This is a genomic window from Brasilonema sp. UFV-L1, from assembly GCF_012912105.1.
Taxonomy (GTDB): domain Bacteria; phylum Cyanobacteriota; class Cyanobacteriia; order Cyanobacteriales; family Nostocaceae; genus Brasilonema.
The window spans coordinates 1-1,512 of the sequence record NZ_QMEA01000290.1 but is presented as its reverse complement, the minus strand read 5'-3'; the positions used below and the strand labels follow the sequence as shown (position 1 = coordinate 1,512).

The 1,512-nt window shown below is 44.1% G+C and carries 1 protein-coding gene and 1 pseudogene; one reads left to right on the top strand and one right to left on the bottom strand.

Annotated elements, in window-relative coordinates:
* Nucleotides 1–1,320, bottom strand: a pseudogene (locus DP117_RS34190) (ribosome assembly protein 4); the annotation flags it as partial.
* 4 nt (nt 1,321–1,324) lie between these two features.
* Between DP117_RS34190 and DP117_RS35795 the strand changes: the two are divergent.
* Nucleotides 1,325–1,512 (top strand): hypothetical protein (locus DP117_RS35795; protein ID WP_211176533.1); only part of this gene is annotated, 188 nt, incomplete at its 3' end.

Sequence of the window (1,512 nt, the reverse complement as noted above, 5' to 3'; positions counted from 1 at the left end):
CGATGAAGCAGTGAGAATCCGTTTGCCATCTGGGCTAAAACTGGCGCTGATGACAGAATCTGTATGCCCTTTGAGTTGATTTTGCTCGTGAATGTTGTCAACAATTGTCTGTAAAGCTAACACAGGGCTAGCAGCTGGATATTCTGCTGGTTCATCTTCTTTATTTATAAGATTGTATAACTCTTGCCCTGTATCTAAAGCTAAAAGCAATGCTTCTATTTCTTGGAGCTGAAACTGAAAATGCTTCTCAGTTGCAACGCCTTGTCGTTCTAGCGTTGCAATTTTCTGTGCCTTGCCCACAAGCCCAAATGCTTGTAATGTAACAATGGCTGCGACAACAAAAGATGCAGTCAATACTCCTGATCCAATACGAATCCGCTGCTGTGCTTGTTGGTTAGCCTTTGTCAATATCTGCTTAGCTTGTTCAGTTTGTTTTAACTGTTCTTCAGTTTGCAGGTGTTGCTTCCTCTCCCTTTCCAACTCCGCCATCACCTGGCTTAACTTCGGTTCCTGCTGCTGGCGAATAAACTCAGCCAAATAATCATGCACCAACTGATAGCGATTTGCCGGATTTTCCTGCAACAAAACCACCAAACCAGATTCCACAAAAATCTCTAAAACCAAATCTAACTTACTCGCTTGTTTTGTCACATCTGCAGCTAACGCCTGCAAATCCCGTTCCAACTCAGCCCGAGTCTTGAGTGGGCGAGTTCCTTTCTCATCCGTCAGCAAGTACAGCACAAACTCCGCCATTTGCTGATTTTCAGCACCGCAATCGTGAACCACATCATCCAGATAGCGTTTTACCAGTTCTTCCTTTGTACAACGCTCCCGATATTCTGCCAAACTTGTAATATTCTCAGTTTGCAATTGCGCCCCCACCACCTGCAACTCAATCGGGCGCACCTCACCCAACTCCCGCGCCAAATCCTGAACCAGTTCTTCAACCAAAGCAGGTTCCAAGTGAAAACGAGAACGCTCAGTTAACTGCTCAATAATAGACTTAGCATCACTCGGTGAAAAATTCCCCAACTCGTAAAGAACATTTTTACCGAGAATATCATTATTAATAATCGCCATACTAGGCAGACGATTCCACTTGAGCAAATAATGCAGATAATCCACCCGCAGCGACAAAATGACTTTCACCGGTAGAATATTAAGACACTCGCCCAAAAATTCAAAAAATTGTTGCTTCTGCTGTCGTTCCGTATCAACAAAGAAAAACTCTTCAAATTGGTCAAAAATGAGTACTGGACGTAGATTCTGCGTCTCACACAGTCGCAACTGTTCCAAAAGCACAGTTGGGGAATGAGTCATTTGAGTGTTTAAGACTCGTTCACGAGTGTTTAAGACTCGTCGTCGAGTCTTTGAGACTCTCTCACGAGTGTTTAAGACTCGTCGTCGAGTGTTTAAGACTCTCCCACGAGTGTTTAAGACTCGTCGTCGAGTGTTTAAGACTCTCTCACGAGTGTTTAAGACTCGTCGTCGAGTGTTTAAGACTCTCCCACG